This is a genomic window from Streptomyces sp. NPDC018610 (assembly GCF_044391765.1).
In the GTDB taxonomy this organism is placed as follows: domain Bacteria; phylum Actinomycetota; class Actinomycetes; order Streptomycetales; family Streptomycetaceae; genus Streptomyces.
Genome location: NZ_JBISAL010000011.1, coordinates 81036 through 105897, shown reverse-complemented (window position 1 = coordinate 105897; position 24862 = coordinate 81036). Strand labels below are relative to the sequence as shown.

Sequence of the window (24862 nt, the reverse complement as noted above, 5' to 3'; positions counted from 1 at the left end):
GGGTCGCGGCTACTTCACGGGCAGGTGGTACGCGACCCGGTAGCGGTCGGCGGGGATCACCACGTCGGCCGTCTCCACAGGCCGGCCGGAGGCGTAGAAGGTGCGCTGGACGACCAGGACGACATGGCCGGGGACGCCGCCGAGGGTGTGCAGCTCCTCGGCGAGGCCGGGGCGGGCGCCGACCTCCTCGGTGACGTTGTCCACGATGACGTCGATGGCGCGCATGCGCTCCACGACGCCCATCCCGCCCAACGGCCCCTCCTCGGGGAGCATCACCGGGGTGCGTCCGGTGAGGGCGAGCGGCTCCCAGGAGGTGGAGAGCATCATCGCCTCGCCGGCGTCCCGGTAGACGTACTTGGTGCACATCACGCGGTCGCCCGGCTTGACACCGAGCCGCTCGGCGATGGCGCCGCTCGCCTCGGTCTGCGCGCTGCGGGACTCCCAGGTGCCGCGCGCCTCGGCCGACGCCTGCTCCTGCCGGAACGGCGTGGCACCGCCGGCCGGCCGGAAGCCGGAGCGGGCCACCCGGCGCGGCACGGGCCGCTCGCGCACATACGTCCCCGAGCCGGAGCGGCCCTCGACCAGCCCCTCCGCCATCAGCACCTTGCGCGCCTCCAGGGCGACGGTGTCCGAGACGCCGTACTCCTCGCGGATCCTCGCCTGGGAGGGCAGCCGGGTGTGCGGCGGCAGCAGACCGTCGACGATCTTCTTGCGGAGGTCGCCCGCGACACGCAGATACGCCGGCTGCTCACCGAAAGTCACTGGCCACTCCCATCAGGTTCTACAGACAGCAACAGCCTGACAACCGTAGGTTGTAACTTGCAAGCAAAGGCCAGAGAATCACTCGATGTGATGACGTCCGCCGCCGGAGGGCTTTACCCAGGCGGTTTCTCCCCGCTATGACGACCGTCACACCTGGGTTCGGCCGCCGCCTTCCAGGCCCTCCGCACGCCCCCGCCGTCGCCCGTGACCGCCGGCGCGCCTTCCGGCCCCAGAGCCGCTCGTCCCGTGACCGGCGCGGCCGGACCGGCCCGCACCACGGCCCCGTTACCCCGGGCCGGACGCCGCCCAGGGGCTTAACCTGCGATCATGACACCACTGCCGGACCGCTACTGCCCCACCGACGGCGTCCGCATCCCCGGCGCCTCCCTCGCCTGGTGCTGCCCGTCCTGCCACGGCCCCCTGGACCTCGACTTCGCGCCCACCCCCGCGCCGCTGAAGTCCCTCACCGGGCGTGTCAACTCCCTGTGGCGGTACGCCGAGACGCTGCCGCTGGCGGCGCCCACGGTCTCGCTGGGCGAGGGCCGCACCCCTTTGGTGACGCTGACGGACGAGGTCTCGGCGAAGCTGGACTACCTGATGCCGACGCTGTCGTTCAAGGACCGGGGCGCGGTGATGCTGGCCGAACTGGCGCTGCGCGCCGAGCCGCGCCGGGTGGTCGCCGACAGCAGCGGTAACGCGGGCACGGCGGTGGCCGCGTACTGCGCCCGCGCCCGGCTGCCCTGCACGGTGTACGTCCCGCTGGGCACCTCCGCGAAGAAGCTGGAGCAGATCGAGGCGCACGGCGCGCGGGTGGAGGTGGTCGACGGCGGCCGGGAGGCGGCGGGCGCCGCGGCCCGCCGGGCGGCCGACGAGCCGGACACCTTCTACGCCTCGCACGTCTACAACCCGTACTTCCTGCACGGCACCAAGACCTACGTGCACGAACTGTGGGAGGACCTCGGCGGTCGCCTGCCCGACGTGCTGGTCCTGCCGGTGGGCAACGGCACCCTGCTGCTCGGCGCGGCACTCGCGGTCGCCGAACTGTACGGGGCCGGGCTGCTGGACCGGCGCCCGGCGCTGTGGGCGGTGCAGGCGGCGGCGGTGGCGCCGCTGGCCGAGGCCTTCGCCCGGGGCGCCGACGAACTCACCGGGACGACCACGATCGCCCCCACCCTCGCCGAGGGCATCGCCATCCCCCGCCCGCCCCGCGCCCGTCAGATCCTGCGCGCGGTACGGGACTCGGGCGGCACCTTCCTGACCGTCACCGAGGACCAGATCCGCCACGCCCAGCTGGACCTCGCCTCCCGGGGACTGTTCGTCGAGTCGACCGGCGTGGCCTGCTGGGCCGCCGTACGGGAGGGCACGCCGGCCGGGAAGTCGGCGGTGGTGCCGCTGTGCGGGGCGGGACTGAAGTCGGGACTCGCCCGGCCGTAGGGCCCGTCGCCCCGCGGATCGCGCCCGGTCCGGCTCAGTCGTCGAAGGCGGTGGCGCGGCTGCGCTTCTCCCAGCCGGTGACGTCGTCGCGCACCTGGTCGAGATGGCCGAGGACGGCGGTGACCGCGTCGTCGCCCAGCGGGAGCCGCAGCGGGGTGTCCTCGGCGTCGAGGGCGGCGAGGACGACCGCCGCCGCCTTCGCGGGGTCGCCGGGCTGGGCGCCGTCGCCGCCCTCGATCAGGGCGCGGGTATCGGCCACCTTCGCGTACACGCCGCTGTCCGCGCTGACCCCGGCCCGGCCCGCGCCGAAGAGGGAGGTGCGGAAGGCCCCCGGCTCGACGATCAGCACCTTGACGCCGTACTCGGCGGCCTCGTCCGCGAGCGCCTCTGACAGGCCCTCCAGGGCGAACTTCGTCGCGCTGTAGGCCGCGAAGCCGGCGAACGACATCTGGCCGCCCATGCTGCTCATCTGCACGATCGCGCCCGAGCGCCGCGCGCGCATGTGCGGCAGCACCGCGCGGGTCAGCGCCGCGGGACCGAACACGTGCACGTCGAACAGGTCGCGCAGCTCCTGGTCGGTCGTCTCCTCGAAGGCCCCGACATGGGTCCGGCCGGCGTTGTTGACCAGGACGTCGATCCGTCCGTACCGGGCCACCACGTCCCGTACGGCGGCTTCGGCGGCGGCCGTGTCGGTCACGTCCAGGCGCAGCGCCTCCAGCTGGTCGGGGCGGGCGGCCACCAGGTCGTCCAGGGCCTCGGTACGCCGGGCGGTGCCCACGACCACGTCGCCCGCGGCGAGCGCCGCCTCCGTGATCGCCCGTCCGAAACCGCTGCTCGCGCCGGTCACCAGCCACACCTTGTTCATGACCCCTCCAGGGTTCGCCGTGAGTTCCTCGCAGGACTCAAGACTGCGGCCGAAGAGGGTGGTCCGTCCAAGACCCGCCGTGATAACTGATGGCTATGACGACGGACGTGCACGTACGGGATCTGCGCTACTTCGTGACGGTCGCCGAGGAACTGCACTTCACGCGCGCGGCCGAACGGCTGTACGTGTCCCAGCCCGCGTTGAGCAAGCAGATCCGCGCGCTGGAACGGCAGTTGGGCGTGGAGCTGTTCCGGAGGACTCCCCAGGGGACGGTGCTCACCGAGGCGGGCGGGGAGCTGGTGCCGCACGCGCGGAGGGTGCTGGCCGACTGGGACCGGGGCGCGGCGGCGGTCGCCGAGGTGCGGGCCGCGCGGCGCGCGACCCTGGTGGTGGGCATGAGCACCAGTCCGGGACGCGGCGGACTGCTGCCCGCGATCCGGTCCCGGTTCACGGCCGCCGAGCCGCGGGCGGCCGTGCGGTTGCGTCAGGCCGGCTGGGACGATCCGACGGCGGGCCTGGCGGACGGCACGGTGGACGTCGCGTTCGTGTGGCTGCCGCTGCCCGGCGCCGGGGACTACGGCTGGACGGTGGTCGCCGAGGAGCCGCGGCTGGTGGCGCTGCCCGAGACCCATCCGCTCGCCTGCCGGGCGGAGATCGACTTCGCCGACCTGGCCGGCGAGCCGTTCCTCGCGCTGCCCCGGGCCGCCGGCCCGCTGCGCGACCACTGGCTCGCCCTGGACGCGCGCGGCGGCGCCGAACCCGTGGTCGGCGCCGAGGTGGCGAGCACCGAGGAGACGTACGAGGCGCTGGTCGCGGGCCTCGGCGTGTGCCTGGTCGCGGCCGGCAACGTCCCCCTGGTCAGCCTGGGCGGAGTGACCGCCCGTCCGGTGCGCGGCATCGGGCCGAGCCGGTACGCGCTGGCCTGGCGCCGCGAGGACGCGGGGCGGCCGCTGGTGCGGGCGTACGCGGAGGCCTGCCGGCAGGTCGCGGACGGCCGGTGACGGGGACCGGCCGGGCCGTGAGGACCGGACGGCCGCCCGCCTCCTCGCGCCCTTCCCCGCCCGGCGGGCCCCAAGAGCCTCGGAGATGCACGCGAAGAAGTGCACGAGGAAGTACCCGGAGAACACGGAGGGCCCCGCCGGGGACCGACGGGACCCTCCCCTCCGCCTCGCGCCGAGGACCGGTCGGGGGAACCGGCCCCGTACGCGCGGGGTGGTCAGAACTCGTCGGCGCCGTTGCGCAGTTCGTTCGTCCAGTAGCCGGTCCTGGCGACGGCCTCGTCGACCGCGAGGCCGCCCGCCGGGGCCTTCACGTCGACGCTGCCCTCGGCCGGGCCGTCGGCGGCGAAGAGGTTGACGGTGAACGAGGTGACGACCTTGTCGTCCTCGTGCGCGCCGCCGTTCGCGATCCGGACGTTGGCGTACGCCGGGGCGCCGGCCGCCAGGACGACCGGGACCCCGGGCTTGCTCTTGGCGACCGCCGGGATGTCCTTGGCGGTCTGGATGGGGCCGAAGGCGATCAACGGGTACTGGAGCAGGCTGCAGGAGTGGCCGGAGATGTTCTTGGCGGTCAGCACGATGTGCTCGGTGGGCGTCTCGTCGGCCTTCCCCACCGTGACGCGCACGTCGGCGCTGGTGCAGGCGGGGGCGCTCGCGGAGGACTTGCCGGAGCCCGCCGAACCGCCCGCGGCCGAGCCGCTGCCGCCGGACGCCGAGCCGGTCCTGGCCGCGGCCTGAGCGCCCGTCCCGGTCTTCCCCGCACCGGAGCCGGAGGCGTCCGGACCGGAGGCGTCGGCCTTCGACGTGACGTCGGCCTTCGCCACGGTGGCCCGCGGCGACGGGGCGGCGCCCTCGTCCTTGGCGCCGGTGCCGTCGCCGCCGCAGGCGGTCAGGCTCAGCGAGAGGGCGGCGATGCCCACGACGGCGGCCAGGACGGTCTTCTCGCGGTAGATGCGCATGGTGGTTCTCCCCCGTGACAGTGGTGAAGCGGTCATGTCCGGCACCGGGACCCGGTGCCTGACATCAGCTTCCGGGGCCGCGCTGCCGTTCCGCTCACGTACCGCTAACGCCCCGCCGCCAGCCTCGACAGCAGCTCCGCCGCCCGCTCCGAGCCCTCCCTGAAACCGGCCGCGTCGGCGGCGCGCGTCGCCGACCGGAACTGGTCGGCCGCCTCCGCGACCCGGCCGAGTCCGGCCAGCGCCTCACCGCGGACGATCTGCAACTCGGCCCGGCCGATCGCGGCGTACGGCGAGACCAGCCCGGTGGCGCGCACGGTGTGGGCGAGCGCCGCCGCGTACCGGCCGGTGGTCAGGCAGTGCCGGGCCAGGTGCCCGAGGGTCAGCACCTGGGTGGCGGGGTGACCGGTCCGGTCGGCCAGCTCGACCGCCCGGGACATCAGCTCCCCGGCCCGCCCGCTCCGCCCCACCCCATGGAGAACGGCGCCGAGATTGACGTAGGCGATCGCCTCGCTGATCGTGTCGCCGGCGGCGGCCGCCAGCTCGGGCGCCAGCTCCAGGTGGATCAGGGCCTCGGTGTCGCGGCCCTGCTCGTGCAGGATCCAGCCGAGCAGCGCCCGGGTGCGCGACTGCGCGTCGAGATCGCCCTCGTGTTCGGCCGAGGCGAGTCCGGCCTCCAGGAGCGGGGCCCAGCCGTCGGTGATCCGCCGGAGCATCAGCGGCCACAGCACCAGGGCGAGCCGCCAGGCCCGGTCGTGCAGGCCCAGGGCCGCGGCGGCGGCGACCGCGCCCTCCAGTGCGGGCCGCTCCGCCTCGTACCAGGCGAGCGCGGCGGTCCGGTCCTCGAACTCCCTCGTCGACGCGGGGCGGTGGGCGTCGACGGGCAGCGAGTAGCAGGGCTGGGAGCCGGGTTCGGCCGCCGCGTCGGCGGCGAGCCCGGTGTAGAGGTAGTGGTCGAGGAGCCTGCGCAGGCCCTCGGGGTCCGCCTGCGGGGCGAGGTGACGGGCGTAGAGGCGGACCAGGTCGTGCGGCGTCCAGCGGCCGGGCACGGACTCGGTGAGCAGATGGGCGGCGGCCAGCCGGTCCAGGTCGGCGGAGGCCTGCGCGGGCGTGGTGCCGGCGAGCGCGCTCGCCGTGAACCGGTCCAGGTCGGAGCCGGTGTGCAGACCGAGCGCGCGGAACATCCGGGCGGCGGGCTCGGGCAGTTGCTGCACGGTGAGATGGAGGGCGGCGGAGACGCCGGTGTCCTCGACGTTCAGCAGCGCCAGCCGGCCGTGCTCGTCGGCGAGTTCGTGGACCATCGCGTCCAGGGTCCACTGCGGGCGCCCGGCGAGGCGGGCGGCACTCACCCGCAGCGCGAGCGGCAGCCCGTCGCACAGCCCGGCCAGCCGCTCGGCGGCCTCCGGTTCGGCGGCGACACGGTCCTCGCCCAGCACGCTGGCGAGCAGTACCGCCGAGTCGGCGGCCGGGAGGTGCCCGAGGGGCACCGGCCGGGCGGCGTCGGAGGCGACGAGCCCGCCGAGCCGGTCCCGGCTGGTGACCAGCGTGGCGCAGTGGTCGCCGCCGGGCAGCAGGGGCCGGACCTGCTCGGAGGAGCGGGCGTTGTCGAGGACGACGAGCAGCCGTCGCCCCTCGGTCAGCGACCGGAACAGCGCCCCGCGCGCGGCGGCGGTCTCCGGGACCCGCTGCGCCGGGGTGCCGAGGGCGAGCAGGAACTCCCGCAGCACGGCTCCGGCGTCGGGCGCCGGGGTGTCGCTGAAGCCGCGCAGGTCGGCGAAGAGCCAGCCGTCGGGGAAGTCGGCGCGCCGCTGGTAGGCCCAGTGCAGGGCGAACGCGGTCTTGCCGACGCCGGCCGGCCCGGTGACCAGACAGACGGGCGCGTCGGCGGCGTCCACGGCGGCGCTGAGCGCGGCGAGTTCGGCCTGCCGCCCGGTGAAGCCGCGCGGCGGGCGGGGCAGCAGTTCGGGGACGGACGCCTCGGCGTGCGGCAGGGGCTGCGCGGCGGGCGACGGCGCCTGCGGGGCGGGAGCCGGGGCGGGCTCGGCGGCTCTCAGCAGCGTGGCGTAGGCGTCGGTCAGGGTGTCGCCGGGGTCGACGCCGAGTTCTTCGGTGAGCAGCCGGCGGGTGCGGTGGTACCAGTTGATGGCGTCCGACTGCCGCCCGGAGCGGCCCAGTGCCAGCATCAGCGCGGCGGCCAGCGACTCGCGCAGGGGGTGCGCGACGGCCTCGGTGCGCAGCACGGCGGCCGCCCGGCCGTGCTCGCCGAGTTGCCCGTACGCCTCGGCGAGCGCCTCCACCGTGGAGAGCCGCAGGTCCTCCAGGCCGGCCGCCGCCGCCTCCAGCGGCCCGCTGCGCACGGTCCCGGTGAGGGCGGGCCCCTGCCAGCAGGCCAGCGCCTCGCGCAGCATCCGCACGGTGTCGGCGGGCTGCCGCTGCACCCGGGCGAGCCCGACCAGCTCCTCGAACCGGTGCGCGTCCACCAGGGACTCGGGCATCTGCAGCTCGTACGCCGACCCGTGGGTGGCCAGCTCGACGCCGTACTCGTCCGCACCGTGCCCGGCGAGCAGGGCGCGCAGCCGGGAGACGTGGCCCTGCACGACCGTCTTGAAGTGGAGAGGCGGCTCGTTCTCCCACAGCGCCTCGGTCAGACGGTCGACGCTGACCGGGCTGTTGGGCCGCAGCAGCAGCATGGCCAGCAGACTCGTCCGTTTGGCGGGCCCGAGCGCCACATCGCCGCTCTCCGTGACCATGGCGACGGATCCGAGCAACCGGAACTCCACGTCCTGCCTCCCCCGATGAGCGTCCCAGTCCCGACCAGAGGATACGCGGAGTAATCACCCCGCCGCCCCACCCACCGCCCGGAACCAGCCGGTGGACACCCCGCCGACAGACCCACCGCGGGAAGCGGCCCGGTCCTCGCTTTCCGCAGGATCCGCCGCGCCGGGGCCGATCGGCACGACAACCCGACCGTCCGCGAACGGGCAGCCATCGCCATGGCGAGACTGGAGACCGACGGCGCGATCGCACCCCTGCGCCGCGCCTACCGGGAACGGGCGCCTCCGCCCGACCGGACCGAGCCGGGCGGCACCCGCTGGGTCTTGACGGACCTCGGCGTCCGCGTCCCGGTCGTCCCGCCCCTCACGACGGGCCTACGCGCCATCGCGGCGGACGACGCCCCCGGCCGGCCCTCGGCCCGCTTCACCGAGATCATCACCGATCTCGCCGACCACGCCCAGGTGATCCTCCGCTCCCAGTTCTGACGGGGGACGCCGGCCGCGCGTACGACATCTCCGGCACCGGCCTGGACGGGCAACTCGACTGGGCCACACCACCAAGAACGCCGCACCGAGGGCCGCATCGTGGAGAAGCTCTGGAGGGGCGGTCACCAGCATGGCAGCCTGGCGGACCGCTTCCGGCACGCTGCCGACTCCGGGCGGACCGCAAAGGCCGCCCGACCCGCTCCGCCGCAGGTCAGACGGCCTTTGGCCGGACGTACTAGACGTTGAAGCGGAACTCCACCACGTCGCCGTCCTGCATGACGTAGTCCTTGCCCTCCATACGGGCCTTGCCCTTGGCGCGGGCCTCGGCGACCGAGCCGGTCTCGACCAGGTCGGCGAAGGAGATGACCTCGGCCTTGATGAAGCCCTTCTGGAAGTCGGTGTGGATCACACCGGCCGCCTCGGGGGCGGTGGCGCCCTTCTTGATGGTCCAGGCGCGGGACTCCTTGGGGCCGGCCGTCAGATAGGTCTGCAGGCCCAGGGTGTCGAAGCCGACGCGGGCGAGGGTGGCCAGGCCCGGCTCGTCGGCGCCCACCGACTCCAGCAGTTCCAGGGCGTCCTCCTCGTCGAGCTCGGCGAGGTCCGCCTCCAGCTTGGCGTTGAGGAAGATCGCCTCGGCGGGGGCGACCAGGGCTCGCTGCTCGTTCTTGAAGTCCTCGTCGACCAGTTCGTCCTCGTCGACGTTGAAGACGTAGAGGAAGGGCTTGGTGGTGAGCAGGTGCAGGTCGTGCAGGAGCTCGTTGCGCTCGGTGCCCTGGACGATGCCGTGCGCGAAGAGCGTGTCGCCCTTCTCCAGGATCTCCTTGGCCTCCTCGACGGCCTTGACCTTGGGAGCCACGTCCTTCTTGATCCGGGACTCCTTCTGGAGCCGGGGCAGGACCTTCTCGATGGTCTGGAGGTCGGCGAGGATCAGCTCGGTGTTGATCGTCTCGATGTCGTCCTTGGGCGAGACCTTGCCGTCGACGTGGACGACGTTCTCGTCCTTGAAGGCGCGGATGACCTGGCAGATCGCGTCCGACTCGCGGATGTTCGCGAGGAACTTGTTGCCCAGGCCCTCGCCCTCGCTGGCGCCGCGCACGATGCCGGCGATGTCGACGAAGTCGACGGTGGCCGGGAGGATCCGCTCCGACTTGAAGATCGAGGCGAGCTGGGCGAGGCGACCGTCCGGGACGCCCACGACACCGACGTTGGGCTCGATCGTGGCGAACGGGTAGTTGGCCGCGAGCACGTCGTTCTTGGTCAGGGCGTTGAACAGGGTCGACTTGCCGACGTTCGGCAGACCGACGATTCCGATCGTGAGCGACACGTTGCGACTTCCCGTACGTGAGGAGACTGGCGGCCAGGCGGCCGATCCACCAGTCTACGGCGTGCGCCGCCCCGGTACGGCGACGGTTCGAACGCTTGGCCGCGCCACGCCGCGCGGCGTGTCAAACGGCCTATTCAGCACATAAACAGACCTAGGTTGGTCCGGTGGAGCAACACAGGACGCGACCTCAGCAGCACGGACCGCGACGCGGCGGGCCTCCGGTGCCTCCGCAGGGGGTGCAGCAGCAAGTACGGCGGGATACGGGGCGGCCGGCGCGGGCCCGTCCCCAGCCGGCCGCCGGGAGAGGGCGGGGCGCCGGGCGCGAGGGGCCCGCGGCGCGACGGGCGGGGGCCGCGGCGCCCGTCTCCGCTCCGGCCGCCGTCGTGCGGCGGCTGCGGCGGCTGCCCAACCCGCGGCTGACCGGGCTCGGGGGCGGACTGTTCTGCGGCGCGCTGATGTTCGCGCTGGGCTGTCTCGACGCGCTGCTCCTCGGTGGCGCGCAGGCCCCGTACGGCGTGCTGTTCCTGCCGGTGTGCGCGCTGACCGCGGTGTGGGTGCGCAAGGGCGACCTGCTGACCGCGCCCGTCGTGGTGCCCATCGGCTTCACGGTGGGGCTGCTGCCCGTGGCCGACGGAGACGGCGTCCTCGGCACCCTGATGGGCCTGGTGACCGCCCTCGCCACCCAGGCGGTGTGGCTGTACGCCGGGACGCTGGTCGCGGGGGTGACGGCGCTGATGCGGCGAGCCGCCCTGGCCACCGCCCGGCCGACGGCACGCGACCGCCGGCCCGGGTGAGGGCGCGTCCTCGCCCGGAGGTCGTCGCCCCGGGGGTCGTTGCCCCGGAGGTTCTCGCCCCGGGGGTGCGGACGCGTCCCGCGGCCGGTCAGGCGCCCTGAGCCGCCCGCATCGCCGCGCCCACGATCCCCGCGTTGTTCTGGAGCTGGGCGGGGACGACCTCCGCCCGGACGCCCTCGATCAGGGGCAGGAACTTGTGGGACTTGCGGCTGACGCCACCGCCGATGATGAACAGTTCGGGCGAGAAGAGCATCTCGACGTGGGCGAGGTACTTCTGGACGCGGCGCGCCCACTGCTCCCAGGACAGGTCCCGGTCGTCCTTGACCTTGCTGGAGGCGCGCTTCTCCGCCTCGTGGCCGTCGAGTTCCAGGTGGCCCAGCTCGGTGTTGGGCACGAGCGCGCCGTCGATGAAGACGGCGCTGCCGATGCCGGTGCCGAAGGTCAGCAGGATCACCGTGCCCCCGCGGTCCCGGCCGGCGCCGAAGTGCATCTCGGCGACGCCCGCCGCGTCCGCGTCGTTCACCACGGTCACCGGCAGGCCGCCCAGCCGCTCGCCGAACAGGGCGCGGGCGTCGGTGTCGATCCAGCTCTTGTCGACATTGGCCGCGGTGCGGACCGTGGCGCCGCCGGTGACCACGCCGGGGAACGTCAGCCCGACCGGTCCCGTCCAGCCGAAGTGGTCCACGACCTGCCGGACGCCGTCGGCGACCCCGTCGGGCGTCGCCGGGTGCGGGGTGAGCACCTTGCACCGCTCCTGGGCCAGGTCACCCCGCTCCAGGTCCACAGGGGCGCCCTTGATCCCCGAACCGCCGATGTCCACACCGAAGATCTGCATGGCTCCACGTTACGGCGTACCACCGACAGTCACGTCCGGGACGGGGGCGGTGGTCGGCCCTGTCCGTGGACGGGGCCGGACGGTCGTAGCGGCTCGGAGCGGCCTCGGAGGCCTCGGGCGGAGGCGGTCAGGCTTCCGCCGTGCCCGAACCGCCGCGCTCGGCGACCAGCGCCGCCGCCTCGTCGCGCAGGTCGCGGCGGAGCTCCTTCGGCAGGGAGAAGGTGATGGACTCCTCGGCCGCCTTGACGATCTCCACGTCCTCGAAGCCTCGCCCCGCGAGCCATTCGAGCACCTGCTCGACCAGGACCTCCGGCACCGAGGCGCCCGAGGTCACGCCGACCGTGGTGACGCCCTCCAGCCAGGCCTCGTCGATCTCGTCGGCGAAGTCGACCAGGTAGGCCTGGGCCGCGCCCGCGAGCTTGGCGACCTCCACCAGCCGCTTGGAGTTCGAGGAGTTGCGGGAGCCGACCACGATGACCAGGTCCGCGTCGGCGCCCATCTGCTTGACGGCGAGCTGGCGGTTCTGCGTGGCGTAGCAGATGTCGTCGCTGGGCGGCGAGATGAGCTGCGGGAACTTGTCCTTCAGCGCGTCGACCGTCTCCATGGTCTCGTCGACCGAGAGCGTGGTCTGCGAGAGCCACACGACCTTCGACGGGTCGCGCACCTCGACCTTCGCCACGTCCTCGGGTCCGTCGACGAGCTGGATGTGGTCGGGGGCCTCGCCGGAGGTGCCGATGACCTCCTCGTGGCCCTCGTGCCCGATCAGGAGGATGTCGTAGTCCTCGTCGGCGAAGCGGACGGCCTCCTTGTGGACCTTGGTGACCAGCGGGCAGGTGGCGTCGATGGTGGCGAGCCGGCCGCGCGCGGCCTCCTCGTGCACCACGGGCGCCACGCCGTGCGCCGAGAACATCACGATGTTGCCCGGCGGCACCTCCTCCGTCCGCTCGACGAAGACGGCGCCCTTCTTCTCCAGGGTCTGGACGACGTACTTGTTATGGACGATCTCGTGCCGGACGTACACCGGAGCCCCGTACTGCTCCAGGGCTTTCTCGACGGCGATCACGGCGCGGTCCACACCCGCGCAGTAGCCCCGGGGGGCGGCGAGCAGGACACGGCGGCCAGACGTAGCGGTCATGGCACCCATCGTAAGGGTGCCCCGGACGCGCCGGGCGCCCCGGAGATCGCGCGGTCCGCACGGCGCACGGGTGCGGGGTGCTCCGGTCCGCCCGGCGGCGCGGCCCCTGTCGGTGCCGGCCGCCTTGTCGGTGGCGGCCGCGTTGTCGGTGGCGGCGGTTACGCTCGCGGGCATGGCCATCTCCACGTCCCCCGAAGCTCCCCTGCCCGTCGGCGAGGTCTCGCGGCTCATCGGCGGCTGGATCGACCGGCTCGGCGCGGTCTGGGTCGAGGGCCAGATCACGCAGTTGTCGAGGCGGCCGGGCGCGGGCGTGGTGTTCCTGACGCTCAGGGACCCCTCGCACAACATCTCGGTCGGCGTGACCTGCTACCGCGAGGTGTTCGACGCCGTGGCCGACGTCGTCGGCGAGGGCGCCCGCGTCGTGGTGCACGCCAAGCCGGAGTGGTACGCCCCGCGCGGGCAGCTCTCGCTGCGGGCCGCCGAGATAAGGCCGGTGGGCGTCGGCGAACTGCTGGCCCGGCTGGAGCAGCTGAAGAAGAACCTGGCCGCCGAGGGTCTGTTCGCATCCGAGCGGAAGAAGGCGCTGCCCTTCCTGCCGCAGCTCATCGGCCTGGTGTGCGGACGCGCCTCCGCGGCGGAGCGGGACGTCCTGGAGAACGCCCGGCACCGCTGGCCCGCCGTCCGCTTCGAGGTGCGCAACGTCGCCGTGCAGGGCGTCCACGCCGTCCCGCAGGTCGTGCAGGCGGTCAAGGAGCTCGACGAGATCGCCGACGTGGACGTGATCGTGGTGGCGCGCGGCGGCGGCAGCGTGGAGGACCTGCTGCCGTTCTCCGACGAACAGCTGGTCCGCGCGGTCGCCGCCTGCCGTACGCCCGTGGTCTCGGCGATCGGGCACGAGCCGGACACCCCGCTGCTGGACTACGTCGCCGACCTGCGCGCCTCCACCCCCACCGACGCCGCCAAGAGGGTCGTGCCGGACGTGGGCGAGGAGTTCGAGCGGGTACGGCAGCTGCGCGACCGCGCCCGCAGATGCGCGCGGGCGCACGTGGAGCGGGAGGAGCGCGGGCTCGCCCACGCGCTCTCGCGGCCCTGCATGGAGGATCCGCACCGCATGATCGACGAGCGGGCGGACCATGTCGCCGCGCTGCTCGACCGGAGCCGGCGCACGCTGCGGCACCTGCTGGACCGCGCCGACTCCGAGCTGGCGCACACACACGCGCGCGTGGTGGCCCTCTCCCCCGCCGCGACCCTGCGGCGCGGCTACGCCGTGCTCCAGCGGGGGGACGGCCATGTGGTCCGCGATCCGGCCGAGGTGGCGGCGGACGAGGCGCTGCGGGCGCGGGTCGCCGAGGGCGAGTTCACGGTTCGAGTCGACACATAGGGTGGACGGATGACGAGCAAGGCGGAACCGGCGGCGCGGGAGACACTCGGTTACGAGCAGGCGCGCGACGAGCTGATCGAGGTCGTACGGCGGCTGGAGGCGGGCGGCACCAGCCTGGAGGAGTCCCTGGCACTGTGGGAGCGGGGCGAGGAGCTCGCCCGGGTGTGCCGGCGGTGGCTGGAGGGCGCCCGCGCCCGGCTGGACGCGGCGCTGGCCGAGGAGGCGGCCCAGGACGGGGACGACTCGGAGTGACCGGGCCGGGCCGGGAGCGACCCGCGGTGACCCGCCTGCGGCAGGACGACTCACGTGGACCGGCCCGCGGCAGGACACGGCTCACGGTGACCGGCCCACGGCGGAACCACTCACGCCGGCCGAGAGCTCGGGACGACTCGCGGTGTCCGGCCCAGGACAGCGGCGGCTCGCGGTGTCCAAGGACCCAGGACGACTCTCAGTGTCCGGCCCAGGACAGCGGCGGCTCGCGGCGACCGGGCCGGGACAGCGGCGCCCCGGGCGGCCGGGCCGCGACCGGAACCGCTCGGAGCGGATCGGGCCGGACGCGCGGGCGGCCCGGTCGCGTCAGGAGGTCTTCTTCAGCTCCAGCGCCCGCGCCATCGACGTGAGGGGGTCGAAGCCGGCCGTTCCCGCGACCACCGTCGTGGAGCCCTTGGCGTCCTCGTACACGAGGGCGTCGTAGCGGCCGCCGGTGTACCGCGTCCAGGTGCGGCCCCCGATCTCCTGGGTCACCTTGGTGGCATGGCCGCCCTGGCTGGCGTCGTCGATGAAGTCCGCGCGCTTCTGGGTGGACTGCTCGACCTGCACGTACTGACCGTCGGGGTCCTGGAAACCCAGGTGCCACCGATCGCCCTGGACGGCGTTGTAGCGGACCGAGGTGGCCTTCCAGCCCGCGGGGAGCCCCTCGGGCGCGGCCACCGGGTAGGAGGCGGCGCGGCGTGCCGTGAGCAGCTCGACGCGGTAGTCGACCGGCTTGATGTCAGGAGCGTGATCGTCGTGCGGGACGAAGAGGTAGACGACCCCCGCCGCCAACACGGTCACGCCCAGGGAGGCGATGGTGCCCCGGACTGTCTTCTGCTTGCGGTTGGAACCTGCCACGCCCCCTATGGTCGCAGGTGCCCGGGCCGCTCATCCGTGGGGTCCCCTGCTCATTCTGTCCGCCCGGCGATAGAGTCGAGGCCAGAACCCTCATCCGGCCGTCGTCGTATCAGAAAGGTGCGCTCCGATGACCGAGCATCATCACTTGCCGTCCGAACTCGAAGTCCCCGAAGAGGCCCCCGACCGCAATATCGCCCTGGAACTCGTCCGGGTGACCGAGGCCGCGGCGATGGCCGCGGGCCGCTGGGTCGGCCGAGGTGACAAGAACGGCGCCGACGGCGCCGCGGTCCGCGCCATGCGGACCCTCGTGTCCACCGTCTCGATGAACGGCGTCGTCGTCATCGGCGAGGGCGAGAAGGACGAAGCCCCGATGCTCTTCAACGGAGAGCGCGTGGGCGACGGGACCGGGCCGGAGGTCGACATCGCCGTCGACCCCATCGACGGCACCACCCTGACCGCCAAGGGCATGCCGAACGCGATCGCGGTGCTGGCCGCCGCCGAGCGCGGCGCCATGTTCGACCCGTCCGCCGTGTTCTACATGGACAAGCTGGTCACCGGCCCCGACGCGGCGGACTTCGTCGACATCGACGCGCCGGTGTCCGTGAACATCCGGCGGGTCGCCAAGGCCAAGCGGGCCACCCCCGAGGACGTCACCGTCGTCATCCTGGACCGGCCCCGGCACGACGGCGTCATCCAGGAGATCCGGGAGACCGGCGCGCGCATCAAGCTGATCTCCGACGGCGACGTGGCCGGCTCCATCCTGGCGCTGCGCGACGGCACGGGCGTCGACATGCTGCTGGGCATCGGCGGCACCCCCGAGGGCATCATCTCGGCCTGTGCCGTGAAGTGCCTGGGCGGCACCATCCAGGGCAAGCTGTGGCCCAAGGACGACGAGGAGCGGCAGCGGGCGATCGACGCCGGGCACGACCTCGACCGCGTGCTGACCACGAACGACCTGGTCTCCGGCGAGAACGTCTTCTTCGTCGCCACCGGCATCACCGACGGCGAGCTGCTGCGCGGGGTGCGCTACCGCTCGGAGACGGCGATCACCGACTCGATCGTCATGCGCTCCAAGTCCGGAACGGTCCGGCGGATCGACTCCGAGCACCGGCTGAGCAAGCTGCGCGCGTACAGCGCGATCGACTTCGACCGGGCGAAGTAGCCGGACGTCCGGTCCCCGGACCGGACCCGGACGACGGTGGGGCGCTCCGGTGCGGAGGAGCGCCCCACCGCTCTGCCCGGAGCGGACCGGACCGGCGGGGGGCCGGTCAGCCGGCCGCGGCTATGCGGTCGGTGCGGGCCGTCTTCTTCAGCTCCATCTCGCGGCGGCGGCGCCGGGCCAGGACGACGCGGCGCTCGGCGGCGGTGAGGCCGCCCCAGACGCCGTAGGGCTCGGGCTGCAGCAGTGCGTGCTCACGGCACTCGACCATCACCGGGCACCGCGCGCAGACCCGCTTGGCCGCCTCCTCGCGCGAGAGCCGGGCGGCGGTGGGCTCCTTCGAGGGTGCGAAGAACAGGCCGGCCTCGTCACGCCGGCACACCGCCTCGGTGTGCCAGGGTGCGTCTTGGTCCCTGTCCCGCACTGGCACCCGCTGGGCCGGGACGGCAGCGACCTGCAGGGACGAATGCGGCGGTTGCAGCACGGTCTTCTCCTGACGACGGCTTCGCGAGCTCGAGGGTGCCGTGAGTCCCACGGGACCCTCCGAGAGACGATGCAGCAAGGCCTACCCGCTGTACGCGCGCCTATGCACTCAGTTGTGAACCGTGCCGTCGGTCAGAGGTGCTTGCGCAACTGCCTGTCCACCTTGCGCTGCACGCGGTCGAGGATGTCCGCGACGAGCTTGCCCCGCTTGGGGCGCGCCTCGACGTTGCCCAGGACCGCCCAGCCGTCGACGTAGACCACGGGCGCCTGGGAGTCGGGCGAATCCAGCGCCGCCACCTCGAAGTTGCCGAGGACTCCGCCGCCGGTGCCACGCAGCGACACGTTCTCCGGGACGCGGATCTGGATGTCGCCGAAGACGGAGACGGCCTTGATGACGACCTGCTGGTACTCGAACATCGCCTCGCTGAGGTCGATCTCGACGCTGCCGAAGACCGAGTACGCGTGCAGCCGGCGCCCGGCGCGCCAGCGGCCCTTGCGCACCGCGGAGCTGAACACCGCCACCACGTTGTCGTCGGCCTGCGGGGGTATCTCGCCGTCGGCCGGGCGGTGCGGCGCCGAGGCGTAGGCCGGGCCGGTGCGGCCCTCGTGGGCGGCGGGCAGGTCCTGGATGAAGACCTCCAGCTCGCCGACCGTCTTGGCGCTGAGCACCCCCTCGACGCGCTCGGCGTGCTCGTCGGCGGTCAGCCGGCCCTCGGCGAGGGCGTCGCGCAGGATGTCGGCGATGCGGTCACGGTCGGCGTCCGAGGCGCGCAGCTCGGCGCCACGGGCGGTGGCCGCCGTACGCGGTGCGGTCTGCCGGCGCGGTTCGCTCTGCTGCTTCTGAAGGTCCACGGCAGCAGCGTACCGAAACGCGATAGATCGCGACTACCCCCCGGGCGCGACCCTGTGGAGAACCGCCGCGGTCACCGGCGCCCCGGCAACTGAGCCCTACCTCACAAGCCCGCCGCCGGCGGCAGGTTCTACGCTGGTCGGTGCCCGCCGACGTCGACGGGCAGTTGTCTGCCGAGTGAGGAATGGGCTGCGATGCCTGAGTTCGCGTACACCGATCTGCTCCCCATGGGTGAGGACCACACCCCGTACCGGCTGGTGACGTCCGAGGGCGTCTCCACCGTCGAGGGGCCCGACGGGCGTACGTTCCTCAAGGTCGAGCCGGAGGCGCTGCGCAAGCTGGCCGAGGAGGCCGTCCACGACATCCAGCACTACCTGCGCCCGGCCCACCTGGCCCAGCTCCGCCGCATCATCGACGACCCGGAGGCGAGCTCGAACGACAAGTTCGTCGCCCTGGACCTGCTGAAGAACGCCAACATCGCCGCGGCCGGCGTGCTGCCCATGTGCCAGGACACCGGCACGGCGATCGTCATGGGCAAGCGCGGGCAGAACGTGCTGACCGAGGGCGAGGACGAGAAGGCCCTCTCGCACGGCGTCTTCGACGCGTACACCAAGCTGAACCTGCGCTACTCGCAGATGGCCCCGCTGACCATGTGGGAGGAGAAGAACACCGGCTCCAACCTCCCCGCGCAGATCGAGCTGTACGCCACCGACGGCGGCGCGTACAAGTTCCTCTTCATGGCCAAGGGCGGCGGCAGCGCCAACAAGTCGTTCCTCTACCAGGAGACGAAGGCCGTCCTGAACGAGTCCTCCATGATGAAGTTCCTGGAGGAGAAGATCCGTTCGCTGGGCACCGCCGCCTGCCCGCCGTACCACCTGGCCATCGTGGTGGGCGGCACCTCCGCCGAGTTCGCGCTGAAGACCGCGAAGTACGCCTCGGCGCACTACCTGGACGAGATCCCGGCCGAGGGCTCGCCGCTCGGCCACGGCTTCCGGGACAAGGAGCTGGAGGAGAAGGTCTTCGAGCTGACCCAGAAGATCGGCATCGGCGCGCAGTTCGGCGGCAAGTACTTCTGCCACGACGTGCGCGTGGTCCGGCTGCCCCGGCACGGCGCGTCCTGCCCGGTCGCGATCGCCGTCTCCTGCTCGGCGGACCGCCAGGCGGTCGCCAAGATCACGGCGGAGGGCGTGTTCCTGGAGCAGCTGGAGACCGACCCGGCGCGCTTCCTGCCGGAGACGACCGACGAGCACCTGGACGAGTCCGGCGACGTCGTCGAGATCGATCTCAACCAGCCGATGGACGACATCCTCGCCGAGCTGACCAAGTACCCGGTCAAGACCCGGCTCTCGCTGACCGGCCCGCTGGTCGTGGCCCGCGACATCGCCCACGCCAAGATCAAGGAGCGGCTGGACGCGGGCGAGGGCATGCCCCAGTACCTGAAGGACCACCCGGTCTACTACGCCGGCCCGGCCAAGACCCCCGAGGGCTACGCCTCCGGCTCCTTCGGCCCGACCACGGCCGGCCGCATGGACTCCTACGTGGCGCAGTTCCAGGCGGCGGGCGGCTCCAAGGTGATGCTGGCCAAGGGCAACCGCAGCAAGCAGGTGACGGACGCGTGCGACGCGCACGGCGGCTTCTACCTCGGTTCCATCGGCGGCCCGGCGGCCCGCCTCGCCCAGGACTGCATCAAGAAGGTCGAGGTCCTGGAGTACGAGGAGCTGGGCATGGAGGCCGTCTGGAAGATCGAGGTGGAGGACTTCCCGGCCTTCATCGTCGTCGACGACAAGGGCAACGACTTCTTCCAGGACCCCGCTCCCGCGCCGACGTTCACCAGCATCCCGGTGCGCGGTCCGGGGCTGGCGTAGCCCTCCGGGCGCGGCGGGGTCCCTCGCCCCCGCCGCGCCGTCCGGCGTGTGCCGGAAGATCACTCGTTCGGCGCAGTCCCGGAACAACGGCACCCTCCCGCACGCTGTACCGGGTATGACCGAATACCGCATCGAGCACGACTCCATGGGCGAGGTGAAGGTCCCCGCCGGCGCCAAGTGGCGGGCGCAGACCCAGCGTGCCGTGGAGAACTTCCCCGTCTCCGGGCAGCGCATCGAGCGCGCCCACATCGAGGCGCTGGCCCGCATCAAGGGCGCCGCCGCGAAGGTCAACGCGAAGCTCGGCGTGCTCGACGAGGACGTCGCCGAGGCGATCCGGGCGGCGGCGGACGAGGTCGCCGAGGGCGCGTGGGACGAGCACTTCCCCGTCGACGTGTTCCAGACCGGCTCCGGCACGTCGTCGAACATGAACGCCAACGAGGTCATCGCCACCCTCGCCGGCGAGCGGCTCGGGCGCGCCGTGCACCCCAACGACCACGTCAACGCCTCCCAGTCCTCCAACGACGTCTTCCCGTCCTCCCTCCACATCGCCGCCACCGCCGCCGTCACGCGCGACCTGATCCCCGCCCTGGACCACCTGGCCGCCGCCCTCGCCCGCAAGGCCGAGGAGTTCAAGGACGTGGTGAAGTCCGGGCGGACGCACCTGATGGACGCCACGCCCGTCACCCTGGGCCAGGAGTTCGGCGGGTACGCGGCGCAGGTGCGGTACGGCGTCGAGCGGCTGAACGCCTCGCTGCCGAGGCTCGCCGAACTGCCGCTGGGCGGCACCGCGGTGGGCACCGGCATCAACACCCCGCCCGGCTTCTCCGCCGCCGTCATCGAGGAGGTCGCCCGCACCACCGGGCTGCCGCTCACCGAGGCGCGCGACCACTTCGAGGCACAGGGCGCCCGGGACGGCGTCGTGGAGACCAGCGGCCAGCTGCGGACCATCGCCGTCGGGCTGACGAAGATCGCCAACGATCTGCGGTGGATGTCGTCCGGGCCGCGGACCGGACTCGCCGAGATCTCCCTGCCCGACCTCCAGCCCGGGTCCTCGATCATGCCGGGCAAGGTCAACCCGGTGATCCCCGAGGCGGTCCTGATGGTCGCCGCCCAGGTGATCGGCAACGACGCCACGGTCGCCACCGCCGGCGCGGCCGGCAACTTCGAACTGAACGTCATGCTGCCGGTCATCGCCAAGAACGTCCTGGAGTCGGTCCGGCTGCTCGCCAACGTCTCCCGGCTGCTGGCCGACCGGACCGTCGACGGGATCGTCGCCCACCGCGAGCGGGCGCGCGAGTACGCCGAGTCCTCGCCCTCCGTCGTCACCCCGCTCAACAAGTACATCGGGTACGAGGAGGCCGCGAAGGTCGCCAAGAAGGCGCTCGCCGAGCAGAAGACGATCCGTCAGGTCGTTGAGGAGAGCGGGTACGTGGAGCGGGGCGACCTGACGGCCGCCCAACTGGACGAGGCCCTGGACGTGCTGCGGATGACGCACCCCTGAGGCGTGTGCGCCCCGGCGCGAACCATGACGTTCACCGCAGCGTCGTATGGCCATGACACCTAATATCTGTGCATGGCAGACGACGGAGCGGTGAGACGCGTGACGGCGGGCGGTGCGACGACGGCCCACTGGGCCCCCGGGACCCAGATCCTGTGGCGGTACCGGGAGAACGGCGGCGCCGGCTTCCACATCGCCCGTCCCATGACCGTCGTGCGCGACGACGCGGAGGTGCTCGCCGCGTGGATGGCGCCCGGCACGGAGTGCGTGAAGCCCGTGCTCGCCGACGGCACGCCCGTCCACCTCGAACCGCTCGCCTCGCGCTACACCAAGCCGCGCGCCGTGCAGCGCGACCGCTGGTTCGGCACGGGCGTGCTGAAGCTGGCCCGGCCGGGCGAGCCGTGGTCGGTGTGGCTGTTCTGGGAGCCGGGCTGGCGGTTCAAGAACTGGTACGTGAACCTGGAGGAGCCGCTGGCCCGCTGGGCGGGCGGGGTGGACTCGGTGGACCACTTCCTGGACATCACCGTGCAGCCGGACCGCGGTTGGGACTGGCGCGACGAGGACGAGTTCGCCCAGGCACAGCAGGACGGGCTGGTGGACGCGGCGCTGGCCGAGCGGGTGCGGGCGGCGGGCCACCGCGCGGTGGAGACGATCCGCGCGTGGGGGCCGCCGTTCAGCGAGAACTGGCAGCACTGGCGCCCCGACCCGTCCTGGGCTGTACCGTCGCTCCCGGAGGACTGGGACCGTACGCCCGCGCATGTGTCCTCATGAGACCCTTGATGCGCCCCCGGGCAGGAAACGTAGGATCGTCCTCCGCAAGGGCGCAGGGAGGCGCGCGGCAGGGGCAACTCCCGGCGCGCACGCCGAGTCTGACCGTACGTCACCGAGGGGCGGCAGGACGTGAGCGAGGGGTACGAGGGCATGACCCGTGCGGGCCGTGATCGGCTCGCCGGTGGCACAGGAACAGCCTCTGACCACGCCGGAAATCCGTTCCTGGGGCAGGTATTCCGGGTATCGGGTCTTCGGCGGGACCAACTGCGCGCCCGGCGCGCAGCCCCGGACGGATGGATTCGACACGCGTGACGGAGCAGCCGACCTCCTTCGAACGCCCCCAGCCGGGCGCCGACCCCGCGGACGCCCGCGGGGCACTTCTGCGTACCCCCGAGCCGCCGCAGGCGTTACCGCTGCAGCCCCGCCCGGACGGCGCGCCCCGGGCCGCCGCCCAGGGCGCCGCGGGCGAACCGGGGCGTGCGGCCGGGACGGACGGGGCGCGCGTGGGTGAGGCCGGCCCGCCGGCCGGGTGCGAGCACACCCAGCCGGTGGCCGCCGAGCCCGACCCGCACCGTCCGCGGCCCGTTCCCGAGGGCATCCCGGCCCAGCCGGACGCGCAGGGCCGTTCGGCGAGCGCGGGGAGCGCTCCCGCCACGCCGTCCGCGGCGGCCGGGCCGGTCGCCGGCGGCGGCACGGAGCGGCGCGGACCCGGCGGGCAGGAGCGGCGCAGCGGTCAGACGCCGACGCCCGGGCGCCCGCTGCCCATGCGGCGCGACGGGGACCGGCTGCGGTTCGTGGGCGCGGCGACGCGGCGCATCGCCCGCGGCATGGACCTCGACGAGATCGTCATGGGGCTGTGCCGGGCGACCGTGCCGACCTTCTCCGACGCCATCCTCGTGTATCTGCGCGAGCCGCTGCCGGTTGGCGACGAGCGGCCCGTGGGCCCGCTCGTGCTGCGGCTGCGCCGCACCGACCGGATACCGGCCGAGCGCGACGCGGAGGTCGGTTTCATGCCGGCGCCGGCGCCCGAGCAGCCGTCGGAGCTGTCCGTGGTCACCAGCGAGCTGTGCGAGGTGCGCCCCGGCAGCGCGCTCGGCGAGGTGCTGCGCGGCGTCCGGCCGGTGTTCACCGACGCCCCCTCCGCGCGGGCCGCGCTCGGCGAACTGCTCGGCGAGGAGTCCGAGTCGGCGGTGCCGAGCGGGCAGCGGGCCGTCCTCGCCCCGCTGCGCGGGCGGCGCCGGGTGATCGGCGCCGCGCTCTTCCTGCGCCGTCCCGAGCGGCCGGCGTTCGAGAACGACGACCTGCTGGTCGCCGCCCAGCTCGCCACGCACAGCGCGCTCGGCATCGACAAGGCGATGCTGTACGGCCGTGAGGCGTACATCGCCGACGAGTTGCAGCGCACCATGCTGCCCGAGACGCTGCCCCGCCCCACCGGGGTGCGGCTGGCCTCCCGCTACCTGCCCGCCGCCGAGACGGCACGGGTGGGCGGCGACTGGTACGACGCGATCCCGCTGCCCGGCAGCCGGGTCGCCCTCGTCGTCGGCGACGTGATGGGCCACTCCATGACCTCGGCGGCGATCATGGGCCAGCTGCGCACCACCGCGCAGACCCTCGCCGGGCTGGACCTGCCGCCGCAGGAGGTGCTGCACCACCTCGACGAGCAGGCGCAGCGCCTGGGCACCGACCGCATGGCGACCTGCCTGTACGCCGTCTACGACCCGGTCTCGCACCGCATCACCATCGCCAACGCCGGCCACCCGCCGCCGGTGCTGCTGCACCTGGGCGGCCGGGCCGAGGTGCTGCGGGTGCCGCCGGGCGCGCCGATCGGCGTCGGCGGGGTGGACTTCGAGGCGGTGGAGCTGGAGGCGCCGGCCGGCGGCACGCTGCTGCTCTACACCGACGGTCTGGTCGAGTCGCGCCTGCGCGACGTGTGGACCGGGATCGAGCAGTTGCGCGAGAAGCTGGCGGCCACCGCGCAGCTCACCGGGCCGGACCATCCGCCGCCGCTGGAAGCGCTGTGCGACGAGGTCCTCGACATGCTCGGCCCGGGCGACCGCGACGACGACATCGCGCTGCTGGCGGCCCGCTTCGACGGGATCGCGCCGAGCGACGTGGCGTACTGGGTCCTGGACCCGGAGGAGACCGCTCCCGGCCAGGCGCGCCGGCTGGCCCGCCGTGCCCTGGCCCGCTGGGGCCTGGAGGAGCTGTCCGACTCGGTGGAGCTGCTGGTCAGCGAGGTCGTCACCAATGCCGTGCGCTACGCCTCCCGGCCGGTGACGTTGCGGCTGCTGCGCACGGACGTGCTGCGCTGCGAGGTCGGCGACGACGTCCCGCAGCTGCCGCGCCTGCGCCAGGCCCGCGCCACCGACGAGGGCGGCCGGGGCCTGTACCTGGTCAACAGGCTGGCCCGTCGCTGGGGCGCGACCCGGCTGAGCACCGGGAAGGTTGTCTGGTTCGAACTGCACCGCGGCTGACGGCGGAAAGCACCTCTGGCGGCGGAGCTACGGACAGCGGGTGAGACGCCCGGAATCTGGGTTCTTCGCCATGAATTCACGGGTTACGGCCAGGATTGTTTTCGGACATTATCCGGCCGATATCCGGTTGCTTCACGTGACCGCAATCGATCAAGCTGTCTCGCGTCGACAGGTGAAGGCTTGTCACGCTCCGTGGTCGGCTTCGGCCGAACCGGAGCACTTCGAAAAGACAGGTAGGTCATGTCATGGGGAAGAACTGGGCGAGACTGGCTCTCGTTTCCGCTGCGGCGACGGCCGCGACGATGATCCCGCTCGCCGGGACCTCGTACGCGGCGGGCTGTACCGCGGCCGGCTGCGACAACAAGGGTCCCGTCACCTATGGCTGCGACTCCGAGGCCTCGACGAAGAAGACGCTCAACAGCAACGGGCGGGTGGCGGAGCTGCGCTGGTCCGCCAACTGCCTGGCGGGCTGGGTACGGATCACCAACAAGGCCGATCCGGCGATCTACGACTCGACCGCGACGATCGAGAAGTACAACCTCGACGGCAAGCTCCTGAAGTCGCTGGCCGTCCGGACCCCCGTCGGCTACAACCAGAGCGACTGGTCGAACATGCTCGGCGGCGGCGAGTACAAGTACCGCGTCTGCATCCGTTTCGACAGCGACCTCTACCCGCTGGAGTGCAGCGCGAAGTGGTAGGAACGCACCGCTGAACGGCCTGAGCGCGGTGTCTGAATTCACGCGAGGGGAATTCAGACGCGGCGCGGGCCCTTTCCGGCGCGCGCACAGCACGGGGGGGGGGGGGGGGGGGCGGGCCCCGCCCCCCCCCCGGGCCCCGGCCCCCCCCCCCCCGGGCGGGGGGCGGGGGGGGGGCCCCCCCCCCCGCCGCCAGCCCCCCCCCCCCCCCCG

Annotated in this window: 22 protein-coding genes; 12 read left to right on the top strand and 10 right to left on the bottom strand. The window is 73.3% G+C overall.

The genetic code is table 11. The features are described 5' to 3' along the window. Nucleotides 1-9: 9 nt before the first annotated feature. Complete coding sequence (locus tag ACH5A8_RS26925; protein WP_399006132.1) at nt 10-762, bottom strand: GntR family transcriptional regulator; 753 nt, start codon at nt 760-762, stop codon at nt 10-12. Nucleotides 763-1089: 327 nt separating this feature from the next. Here ACH5A8_RS26925 and ACH5A8_RS26920 point away from each other — a divergent pair, with 327 nt between their 5' ends. Beyond that, on the top strand, nt 1090-2196 hold the full coding sequence (locus tag ACH5A8_RS26920; protein WP_399006130.1) for a pyridoxal-phosphate dependent enzyme: 1107 nt from the start codon (nt 1090-1092) through the stop codon (nt 2194-2196). Nucleotides 2197-2230: 34 nt separating this feature from the next. Here the strand turns inward: ACH5A8_RS26920 and ACH5A8_RS26915 are convergent, their stop codons facing one another. Next, the gene (locus ACH5A8_RS26915) at nt 2231-3061 is read right to left on the bottom strand and encodes an oxidoreductase (RefSeq protein ID WP_399006128.1); all 831 of its coding nucleotides are present in this window, start codon (nt 3059-3061) and stop codon (nt 2231-2233) included. Between the two features lie 89 nt (nt 3062-3150). Here ACH5A8_RS26915 and ACH5A8_RS26910 point away from each other — a divergent pair, with 89 nt between their 5' ends. After that, nucleotides 3151-4062, top strand: coding sequence for a LysR family transcriptional regulator (locus tag ACH5A8_RS26910; RefSeq protein WP_399006126.1), 912 nt, complete (start codon nt 3151-3153; stop codon nt 4060-4062). Nucleotides 4063-4277: 215 nt separating this feature from the next. Here ACH5A8_RS26910 and ACH5A8_RS26905 read toward each other — a convergent pair whose 3' ends face one another. Both ACH5A8_RS26905 and ACH5A8_RS26900 read right to left on the bottom strand, forming a co-directional pair. Beyond that, nucleotides 4278-5018: a DUF4232 domain-containing protein gene (locus tag ACH5A8_RS26905; RefSeq protein ID WP_399006124.1), complete on the bottom strand. Its 741-nt coding sequence runs from the start codon at nt 5016-5018 to the stop codon at nt 4278-4280. A gap of 104 nt (nt 5019-5122) precedes the next feature. Next, nucleotides 5123-7795 (bottom strand): AfsR/SARP family transcriptional regulator, encoded by a 2673-nt coding sequence (locus ACH5A8_RS26900; RefSeq protein ID WP_399006122.1) that lies wholly within the window; start codon nt 7793-7795, stop codon nt 5123-5125. Between the two features lie 213 nt (nt 7796-8008). On the opposite strand from ACH5A8_RS26900, the gene ACH5A8_RS26895 reads away from it, so the two are divergent. Next, complete coding sequence (locus tag ACH5A8_RS26895) at nt 8009-8275, top strand: hypothetical protein (protein WP_399006120.1); 267 nt, start codon at nt 8009-8011, stop codon at nt 8273-8275. Between the two features lie 235 nt (nt 8276-8510). Here ACH5A8_RS26895 and ychF read toward each other — a convergent pair whose 3' ends face one another. Then, nucleotides 8511-9599: a redox-regulated ATPase YchF gene (gene ychF, locus ACH5A8_RS26890; protein ID WP_399006118.1), complete on the bottom strand. Its 1089-nt coding sequence runs from the start codon at nt 9597-9599 to the stop codon at nt 8511-8513. A 383-nt stretch (nt 9600-9982) separates the two neighbouring features. Here ychF and ACH5A8_RS26885 point away from each other — a divergent pair, with 383 nt between their 5' ends. Then, nucleotides 9983-10393, top strand: a complete 411-nt coding sequence (locus tag ACH5A8_RS26885; protein WP_399006116.1) for a DUF6542 domain-containing protein — start codon at nt 9983-9985, stop codon at nt 10391-10393. An 88-nt stretch (nt 10394-10481) separates the two neighbouring features. On the opposite strand, the gene ppgK is transcribed toward ACH5A8_RS26885, so the two are convergent. Next, nucleotides 10482-11228, bottom strand: coding sequence for a polyphosphate--glucose phosphotransferase (gene ppgK, locus ACH5A8_RS26880; RefSeq protein ID WP_399006114.1), 747 nt, complete (start codon nt 11226-11228; stop codon nt 10482-10484). Nucleotides 11229-11355: 127 nt separating this feature from the next. After that, on the bottom strand, nt 11356-12372 hold the full coding sequence (locus ACH5A8_RS26875) for a 4-hydroxy-3-methylbut-2-enyl diphosphate reductase (RefSeq protein ID WP_399006570.1): 1017 nt from the start codon (nt 12370-12372) through the stop codon (nt 11356-11358). Between the two features lie 163 nt (nt 12373-12535). On the opposite strand from ACH5A8_RS26875, the gene xseA reads away from it, so the two are divergent. Together xseA and ACH5A8_RS26865 are read left to right on the top strand one after the other, a co-directional pair. Next, nucleotides 12536-13744, top strand: coding sequence for an exodeoxyribonuclease VII large subunit (xseA, locus tag ACH5A8_RS26870; RefSeq protein ID WP_399006112.1), 1209 nt, complete (start codon nt 12536-12538; stop codon nt 13742-13744). Between the two features lie 9 nt (nt 13745-13753). Next, on the top strand, nt 13754-13996 hold the full coding sequence (locus ACH5A8_RS26865) for an exodeoxyribonuclease VII small subunit (protein ID WP_399006110.1): 243 nt from the start codon (nt 13754-13756) through the stop codon (nt 13994-13996). 324 nt (nt 13997-14320) lie between these two features. Here ACH5A8_RS26865 and ACH5A8_RS26860 read toward each other — a convergent pair whose 3' ends face one another. Next, a complete protein-coding gene (locus ACH5A8_RS26860; protein ID WP_399006108.1) occupies nt 14321-14854 on the bottom strand; it encodes a DUF4245 domain-containing protein in 534 nt (177 codons plus the stop codon). 127 nt (nt 14855-14981) lie between these two features. On the opposite strand from ACH5A8_RS26860, the gene glpX reads away from it, so the two are divergent. Further along, entirely contained in the window at nt 14982-16016 is a 1035-nt protein-coding gene (gene glpX, locus ACH5A8_RS26855) for a class II fructose-bisphosphatase (RefSeq protein WP_399006106.1), read from the top strand. Nucleotides 16017-16122: 106 nt separating this feature from the next. Here the strand turns inward: glpX and ACH5A8_RS26850 are convergent, their stop codons facing one another. Beyond that, nucleotides 16123-16497 (bottom strand): WhiB family transcriptional regulator, encoded by a 375-nt coding sequence (locus ACH5A8_RS26850; RefSeq protein WP_399006104.1) that lies wholly within the window; start codon nt 16495-16497, stop codon nt 16123-16125. A gap of 131 nt (nt 16498-16628) precedes the next feature. Further along, entirely contained in the window at nt 16629-17348 is a 720-nt protein-coding gene (locus ACH5A8_RS26845) for a DUF1707 domain-containing protein (protein ID WP_399006102.1), read from the bottom strand. Between the two features lie 192 nt (nt 17349-17540). On the opposite strand from ACH5A8_RS26845, the gene ACH5A8_RS26840 reads away from it, so the two are divergent. The 5 genes from ACH5A8_RS26840 (at nt 17541) to ACH5A8_RS26820 (ending at nt 24652) form a co-directional block, all read left to right on the top strand. Then, the gene (locus ACH5A8_RS26840) at nt 17541-19211 is read left to right on the top strand and encodes a fumarate hydratase (RefSeq protein ID WP_399006100.1); all 1671 of its coding nucleotides are present in this window, start codon (nt 17541-17543) and stop codon (nt 19209-19211) included. 115 nt (nt 19212-19326) lie between these two features. Beyond that, nucleotides 19327-20712: a class II fumarate hydratase gene (locus tag ACH5A8_RS26835; RefSeq protein ID WP_399006098.1), complete on the top strand. Its 1386-nt coding sequence runs from the start codon at nt 19327-19329 to the stop codon at nt 20710-20712. Between the two features lie 72 nt (nt 20713-20784). Further along, nucleotides 20785-21480: a DUF402 domain-containing protein gene (locus ACH5A8_RS26830; protein WP_399006096.1), complete on the top strand. Its 696-nt coding sequence runs from the start codon at nt 20785-20787 to the stop codon at nt 21478-21480. 293 nt (nt 21481-21773) lie between these two features. Further along, the gene (locus tag ACH5A8_RS26825; RefSeq protein ID WP_399006095.1) at nt 21774-23954 is read left to right on the top strand and encodes a SpoIIE family protein phosphatase; all 2181 of its coding nucleotides are present in this window, start codon (nt 21774-21776) and stop codon (nt 23952-23954) included. Nucleotides 23955-24199: 245 nt separating this feature from the next. Further along, on the top strand, nt 24200-24652 hold the full coding sequence (locus ACH5A8_RS26820; RefSeq protein ID WP_399006093.1) for a DUF2690 domain-containing protein: 453 nt from the start codon (nt 24200-24202) through the stop codon (nt 24650-24652). Nucleotides 24653-24862 lie beyond the last annotated feature (210 nt).